The organism is Nocardia brasiliensis NBRC 14402 (assembly GCF_000308475.2).
GTDB lineage: Bacteria > Actinomycetota > Actinomycetes > Mycobacteriales > Mycobacteriaceae > Nocardia > Nocardia brasiliensis.
The window spans coordinates 1-6,381 of the sequence record NZ_BAFT02000012.1 but is presented as its reverse complement, the minus strand read 5'-3'; the positions used below and the strand labels follow the sequence as shown (position 1 = coordinate 6,381).

The 6,381-nt window shown below is 67.5% G+C and carries 8 protein-coding genes; 5 read left to right on the top strand and 3 right to left on the bottom strand.

Annotated features, from left to right (window positions below; genetic code table 11):
- A partial coding sequence (locus TY25_RS02145) for a metallophosphoesterase (protein ID WP_042253694.1) occupies positions 1 to 1,679 on the bottom strand: 1,679 nt, incomplete at its 3' end.
- A gap of 158 nt (positions 1,680 to 1,837) precedes the next feature.
- Here TY25_RS02145 and TY25_RS02140 point away from each other — a divergent pair.
- The 5 genes from TY25_RS02140 to TY25_RS02120 all read left to right on the top strand — a co-directional run bounded on the left by TY25_RS02140 (position 1,838) and on the right by TY25_RS02120 (position 4,813).
- Complete coding sequence (locus tag TY25_RS02140) at positions 1,838 to 2,284, top strand: cupin domain-containing protein (RefSeq protein WP_042253689.1); 447 nt, start codon at positions 1,838 to 1,840, stop codon at positions 2,282 to 2,284.
- Between the two features lie 98 nt (positions 2,285 to 2,382).
- Positions 2,383 to 2,682 carry a helix-turn-helix domain-containing protein gene (locus TY25_RS02135; protein ID WP_042253687.1) on the top strand — a complete coding sequence of 100 codons (300 nt, stop codon included), beginning with the start codon at positions 2,383 to 2,385 and terminating at the stop codon, positions 2,680 to 2,682.
- 225 nt (positions 2,683 to 2,907) lie between these two features.
- Positions 2,908 to 3,735 carry an aminoglycoside 6-adenylyltransferase gene (locus TY25_RS02130; RefSeq protein WP_146154150.1) on the top strand — a complete coding sequence of 276 codons (828 nt, stop codon included), beginning with the start codon at positions 2,908 to 2,910 and terminating at the stop codon, positions 3,733 to 3,735.
- Between the two features lie 120 nt (positions 3,736 to 3,855).
- Positions 3,856 to 4,308 (top strand): VOC family protein, encoded by a 453-nt coding sequence (locus tag TY25_RS02125; protein WP_042253685.1) that lies wholly within the window; start codon positions 3,856 to 3,858, stop codon positions 4,306 to 4,308.
- 73 nt (positions 4,309 to 4,381) lie between these two features.
- Positions 4,382 to 4,813 carry a YdeI/OmpD-associated family protein gene (locus TY25_RS02120; protein WP_042253683.1) on the top strand — a complete coding sequence of 144 codons (432 nt, stop codon included), beginning with the start codon at positions 4,382 to 4,384 and terminating at the stop codon, positions 4,811 to 4,813.
- A gap of 22 nt (positions 4,814 to 4,835) precedes the next feature.
- Here TY25_RS02120 and narI read toward each other — a convergent pair whose 3' ends face one another.
- Both narI and narJ read right to left on the bottom strand, forming a co-directional pair.
- The gene (gene narI / locus TY25_RS02115; protein WP_042253681.1) at positions 4,836 to 5,594 is read right to left on the bottom strand and encodes a respiratory nitrate reductase subunit gamma; all 759 of its coding nucleotides are present in this window, start codon (positions 5,592 to 5,594) and stop codon (positions 4,836 to 4,838) included.
- Complete coding sequence (gene narJ, locus TY25_RS02110; RefSeq protein ID WP_042253679.1) at positions 5,591 to 6,271, bottom strand: nitrate reductase molybdenum cofactor assembly chaperone; 681 nt, start codon at positions 6,269 to 6,271, stop codon at positions 5,591 to 5,593. The genes narI and narJ overlap by 4 nt, the downstream gene beginning before the upstream one ends.
- Positions 6,272 to 6,381 lie beyond the last annotated feature (110 nt).

Below are 6,381 nucleotides of genomic sequence, written 5' to 3'. Positions count from 1 at the left end.
GTGAGCTTGTCGAATTCGCGGCCGTATTCGTCGACCGCCACCACGTCCATCTCGCTGGCGAAGATGCCGGGCCGCACGTCCACGCGCAGGAACGAGTAGTTGCGGAACCGCACCCGCGACCACGGCGCCGCTTCCGCCCGCTTGCCGCCGCCGGGTACCCACACGTAACTGTTCGGCACCGTCGTATCCGGTAATTCGTTGCCGCGGTAGGACTCCTGCGATCCGGGCTGGAATTCGTAGCGGGGACGGCCACCGCCGCCGACCGTGTAGTAGACGGTGCCGTCCGACTCCGGATAGACGATCGAGTTGTCGCCCGCCACCTTCGTCGCGGCATTGCCGCGGATCGGGTCGGTGCGTTCGAAGACGTGATTGTGCCCCTGCAACACCAGATCCACCTGGTACCGGTCGAACAGCGCGACCCAGGCGTCGCGGACGCCGCCGTCGCTGGCGTGCGCCTCGGTGGTCGAATAGGCGCAGTGGTGGAAGAAGCAGACCAGGAAATCGATCTCGGGATCGGCCCGATAGGCGGCCAGCGTGCGTTCCACCCAACTCGTCTGCGCCCCACCGGAATACCCGGTGTTGGCGCGGATCTCGTAGGAGATGTCGTTGGCGTCCAGCGAAAGCACCGCGACATTGCCGTAGGTGAACGAATACGCCGAAGGGCAACCGGCGGGCCCGTTGCCGGGGAAGTCGAGCCGCGCCGCGTGCCCGCCGTAGCCGAGCGCGCCGTAGGTCGCCTCCATGTCGTGGTTGCCGGTCGCGAACATCCACGGTGTCTGCGCCGCGCTGTTCTCGATCGCGCCGAAGTACACGTCCCAGACATACGGATTGAACTTGTCGAAGCCGGACGTGAGTTTGCCGCCGTGCGGAACGAATTGGTTCGGTTTACCCGCGCCGGACGGATCGGCATAGGCGATATCGCCGGCCAGGATATGGAAATCCGGTTCGGCGGCGGCGATTTGGCGCAGCACATTCGTGGCGTGCGGTACCGACGGATCATTGTCCGCTTTGTAGTATTTGTCGTCATAATCGCCGGGTGCGACGCCCGGCGGCTGAGCCGGGGTTTCGTCGGTGCCCTGATCGCCCATCATAGTGAACCGGAACGGCACCAGCGCCGCTCGTGCGGTCGGCATCGCGGGGGCCGCGGCGCGGATATCACCGGCGAACCCGTCCGAGGTGCGCCAGCGGTAGAAATGCGGCAACCGGCCGGGCAGACCGTCCACCGGCGCGTGCGCGTAGAACTGTTCGGCCGCGAGCACACCGCCGTCGCTGCGCGGCACCTGAGTGAGCAGGTTGCGCACCTCGGCCTCCACCGTCGCGCCGAGCGCCGGAGTCGGGCCGTGGTCGAGAAAGACCTTGGTCCCCGCGGGGCGCCGGGACAGCTGACCGGCGAAACGCAGCTGACTCGCCGCGTCCGGTCCGAAGCCGACGTGGCGACCACCGACCGCCAGTTGCGCGTCCTGCGCGTAGGCGCGCCTGCCGAACGGCGACGTGCCCACCGCGGCGACGGCGGCCGCCGCGGCCGCGCCGCGCAGAATATTGCGCCGCGACACCGGATGCCGTCGCAGATAGTTCCGGTGCCAATCATGCTGCTCGGCCATGGTCATCTCGGCGGAAAGCTCGGCCGGGATTCCGGTATCCGGAATATCGCCTGCGGGGTTCAGCGGATGCGACGGCATTCGCATCATGCTGTACGGCCCGCCCGTCGCGGGCAACTCGACACCGCAGGCACTGCGCGAACAATTCGTGAACTTTCCCTTCACCACCTTCAGTGCCTTTCCGGCAATCGCGACAAATCGCATTCCGTAACCGTTGCCGCCCCGGTTACGCTCCGGCGATGAGGCCATTCCTGCGCGTGGTCGGCGCGGCGATCGTGCTCGGCGCGGCCGTCTGCGGCGGCGTCACCGCCAACGCCACCCCCGGCACCGACATCACCGCCGTCACCCTCGCCCAAGCCCAGATCCCGGCGGGGCTGCTCCCGTTCGTCGCGGGCACCGATCTCGTGGTGCGCGAAATCACCATCGCTCCAGGCGGTTCCACCGGTTGGCACTACCACGACGGCCCCGTCTTCGGTTTCATCCGCGCCGGCACCCTCACCCACCCCGGCCCCGACTGCACCGGCCCCACCTACCACCCCGGCGATTTCATCTACGAACCCGAAGGCGCCTGGAACGTCCACATCGGCCGCAACCAAGGCTCCACCCCCTTGATCCTCGACGTCGTCTACGCCCCACCCACCGCCCACCCCCTCTTCCAAGACGCCCCCACCCCACCCTGCGCCTAGCCGTCCCACCGTTCGGCTCGGCCCCCGCGCGACATAACATCCCTGTTATAGGTTGAGCAAAGCAGAGGGCTGGTACATACCGTGGAGAAAAGAAATCCATGGGTGAAGGGAAGAGCTGGACCGATATTCGTGACGAGGTGATGAGTCGGCCCGGCGCAGGTGCAGGCTACGAGGCGGCGCGGATTCGATTCGATCTCGGTGCCGCCGTCCGTGAGCGGCGCGAAGAACTCGGCCTCACCCAGGCGGAACTGGCGGCGCGGGCGGGTTCGAAGCAGCCTGCGATCGCTCGCTTCGAGGCGGGCGGCACGATGCCGACGATCCCGATGCTGGAGCGCCTTGCCGAGGCCCTGTACCTGCGGCTCAACGTGGGGTTCGATCGGCTGCGCGAGGCCGGCTGATGGCCTGAGCCACCGGAGGTGGTCCGTATCCCCGGGGCCGGCAAGTTGGGGGTAGTTGCGGACCAAGCGACAGATAGGTGGGGCTCACAGAGCGTTCGTACGGTTCACAGGGGGTGCGAGGCTTGTGAAGGGTGTGGATGGTCTGTGGGGGCTGCCGGGGTGTGGGGGTGGGGTTCAGCCAGTTGGCGGGTGGTTGTGGGAGTGCGGGTGGGGGACGATCGGGGGATGGACGACGGGTTTGTGATGCGGGTGGTGGAGTGGGCTCGGGGGCGGGGGGATGTGCGGGTGGTGTTGCGGACGGGGTCGCGGGGGCGGGTCGGCGGGGCGGTGGACGCGTTGTCGGATCATGACGTCGAGGTGTTCACGACGGATCCCGAGCGGTACGCGGGGGATGACGGGTGGGTGCGGGAGTTGGGGGAGGTGTGGGTGAACATCGAGCTGGAGGGGCCGTATGACAACCCGGCGCACCTGGTGTTCTTCGACGGTGGGGTGAAGGCGGACTTCCAGATACTGCCGGTGGATCTGCTGAGCGAATTCGCCGCGGACGGGCTGGACGAACTGCACGAGCGGGGCTACCAGGTGCTGTTCGATCGCGACGGGATCGCGGCGCGGCTGCCCGCGGCGACCGGGGCGAGCCCGGTGCTGGAATTACCGGATCAGCAGGAGTTCACGGCGCACTGCGCGGAATTCTGGTTCGAGATCGCGCACCTGCCAAGGTATTCGGCGCGCGGGGACCTGTGGGTGGTGCGCTCCCGGGATCAGGAGACCAAGGACTTGCTGCTGACCATGATCGAATGGCACGCGGTGACGCACCACGGCGCCGGGCACGACGTCTGGCACGGCGGCACGAAGATGCGGGACTGGGCCGCGCCGGGCGTGTGGCAGCGCGTCGAAGCGATCTTCGCGATCGGCGACCCGCTGCGCCAGGCCCAGGCCACCGCGGACCTGTTCGCCGATCTCGCCAAGACAGTTGCCGCGAGTCAGAACCTGGACTATCCGGCGGCTGCCGAAAAAGCCGTCCGCCCGTACCTCGATCAGCTCCCGCAGCGCTGAAAGGCCAGCTCAACGTGTTCCGGAAAATTTTTAGAAGTTTTTCGACGAGATACGTCGAAGGCGTCGACCCGGCTCCGACCAGAGGGTGACAGCAAGTCACCGATACGCAAGGAGCACAGCATGTCCGTCAACACCTTCTTCTGGTTCGACAACGCCGCCGAAGAAGCGGCCACCCACTACACCTCGGTGCTGCCGAACTCGGCGATCACCGACGTCGCCCGCAACGCGGACGGTTCGGCGCTGGTCGTCACCCTCGACCTCGACGGCCACGCCGTCACCCTGATGAACGGCGGACCCGGACACCCACTGACCGACGCCGCGTCGTTGCAGGTGATCGTGGAAACCCAGGACGAGGTCGACCGCCTGTGGGACGCCCTCACCGAGGGCGGCGCGCCGGGCCCGTGCGGCTGGCTGACCGACCGTTTCGGACTGTCCTGGCAGATCGTCCCCACGGCCTTGCCGAAGCTGCTGGCAGGCGACGACCCGGCCAAGACCATCGCGGTGGGCACCGCCTTGCGCAGCATGTCCAAGCTGGACATCAAAACCCTCCAGGACGCCTACGACAACGCCTGAGGCCGCCGCCGACGAGGCCCGCGCAGATTCGCGCGCGGGCCTCGTCTGCCCTGTTCAGGAGTAGGTTGGCCGCATGGCGGAATTCGTGGGAACGGTCGAGTCGGCGCTCGGCGGCGGTGCGTTCGTCGCCGTCCCCGCGGCAGTGTCGGCCGCGCTGGGCGGCGGGCGCGTCCCGGTCCGCGCCACTTTCGACGGCATCGAATATCGCGGTTCCATTGTGGACATGGGGTCGGGACCGTGCCTGGGTGTGCTGAAAGCGATCCGCACCCAGCTGGGTAAGGGGCCTGGTGACACCGTGCTCGTCACCGTCGAGCGCGACGACGCCGAGCGTACGGTCGAGGTACCGGACGACCTCGCCGCCGCCTTGCACACCGCCGGCCTGCGTGCGGCCTTCGACGAGCTGTCTTATTCGCGCCGCCGCGAACACGTCACGTCGGTCGTCGACGCCAAGCGCGAGGACACCCGCACCCGCCGGATCGCGAAGGTGGTCGCCGCACTGCGGTGAATTCGGTTGTGCCGAAACGTGATCAGCGCCAGCGCTGCGGCGTGACGGGTGCGCGCCAGGCACGGGCGTAGCTGCTCTTGGTGCTCGCCTCGGCGGCCTTGCTGCGATAGACGATGTAGGGGCGCGTCAGATAGCCGAGGGGCGCGCTGAACATGTGCACCAGCCGGGTGTAGGGCCAGATGCCGATGAGCACCAGGACGACGAGACCGTGCAGCTGAAAGGTCCACGGGGTGTCGACCATCAGGTCGGGTCGCGGGTCGAGAGTAAAAAGGCTACGGAACCAAGGGGATACGGTGGCACGGTAGTTGTAGACGCCCCAGAAGACGTTGCTGCCCCAGGTATTCAGCATGCCGGTGATCAGTGCGGCGGCGAGCAGGCCGTACATGAGCTTGTCGTTACCGGTGGTGGCTTTGCGTACCGCCGGGACGGTGAGGCGACGGTAGAGCAGGATGGCGACGCCCGCGAGGACCGCGAGTCCGGCCACCGACCCGCACAGCACGGCGCACAGGTGATAGTCGTATTCGGGGATGCCGAGCGCGTCGGTCCAGGATTGCGGGATCAGCAGACCCATGACGTGGCCGCCGATCACCCCGAGCATGCCGAAATGGAACAGCGGGCTGCCGAGCCGGAGCAGCCGGCTCTCGTACAGCTGTGAGGACCGGGTGGTCCAGCCGAATTGGTCGTTCCGGTAGCGCCACAGGTGGCCGAGCGCGAACGAGGTGAACGCGATGTAGGGCAGGATCAGCCACAGCGCGATCGGCAGGTGCGGGGTCAGGTTCATCGGCGTCCTTCCGAGTCGGCGAACATCGACGGGTCCGTCGCGAAGGGGACGAGCCCGACCTCTTCCTCGGGTGGGCCCTGCGCGGCAAGTTCCGCGATCCGCCGCCGGTCCGCGGTGGTCGGCGGCGGCAGCGTGGCCAGCACGGCCGCGAGCACGTCGGCGTACGGAGAACCGCTGTCCGTCAGCGAGAGCCGGAGCAGCTCGAGCACCGGTACATGCTCGCCGAGCAAGCGTTCGCCGCCGATCGGGTCGACCGTCGCGGCGAATTCCAGGACCACCGGCAGGTGGTCGGGCAGTTCGGTGTCGGCGAGTTCGGCACCTGCCTGCCGGTAAGCGTGCTTGAAACGCAACAACGCCATCCCGCGCTTGCGGGTATCGCCGTAGGCGTAGTAGGTCAGGTGCATACTGGCGCGGCGGCGCAGGTCGAACGTCTCGACGTAGGCGGCGGCGAGTGCCAACGGCGGTGTGCCGCTCAGATATTCGAGGAACCGAGCCAAGCCGGTTCCGAGGTCGTCCGGCAATTCAGCTGCGGCACAATTCAATCGATCCGTCATCGCGAGCAGCGAGTCGCTCGGGTAGTCGAGCAGCAACGCGGCCAGCCGCCAGATCAGGTGTCGATCCCGTTCAGCCATGGCGACGGTGGGCTCGGGACGGCGGCGCAGTTTCAGAATGGTCATCGGGCCGCACCGTCCGGCACGTGGACGTCGGTGGTGGCGGGCATCAGACCGGCGGTACTCGACCCGTCCCAGTCGAGCAGGTTGATTCGTTTCGACTTCTCCTGTGGCGT

Bases quoted from the DNA above. Each gene is read 5' to 3' on its own strand.
- narI (WP_042253681.1), bottom strand. From the start codon at position 5,594: ATGAACCTGACCCCGCACCTGCCGATCGCGCTGTGGCTGATCCTGCCC.
- TY25_RS02125 (WP_042253685.1), top strand. From the start codon at position 3,856: ATGTCCGTCAACACCTTCTTCTGGTTCGACAACGCCGCCGAAGAAGCG.
- TY25_RS02140 (WP_042253689.1), top strand. From the start codon at position 1,838: ATGAGGCCATTCCTGCGCGTGGTCGGCGCGGCGATCGTGCTCGGCGCG.
- TY25_RS02135 (WP_042253687.1), top strand. From the start codon at position 2,383: ATGGGTGAAGGGAAGAGCTGGACCGATATTCGTGACGAGGTGATGAGT.
- narJ (WP_042253679.1), bottom strand. From the start codon at position 6,271: ATGACCATTCTGAAACTGCGCCGCCGTCCCGAGCCCACCGTCGCCATG.
- TY25_RS02130 (WP_146154150.1), top strand. From the start codon at position 2,908: ATGGACGACGGGTTTGTGATGCGGGTGGTGGAGTGGGCTCGGGGGCGG.
- TY25_RS02120 (WP_042253683.1), top strand. From the start codon at position 4,382: ATGGCGGAATTCGTGGGAACGGTCGAGTCGGCGCTCGGCGGCGGTGCG.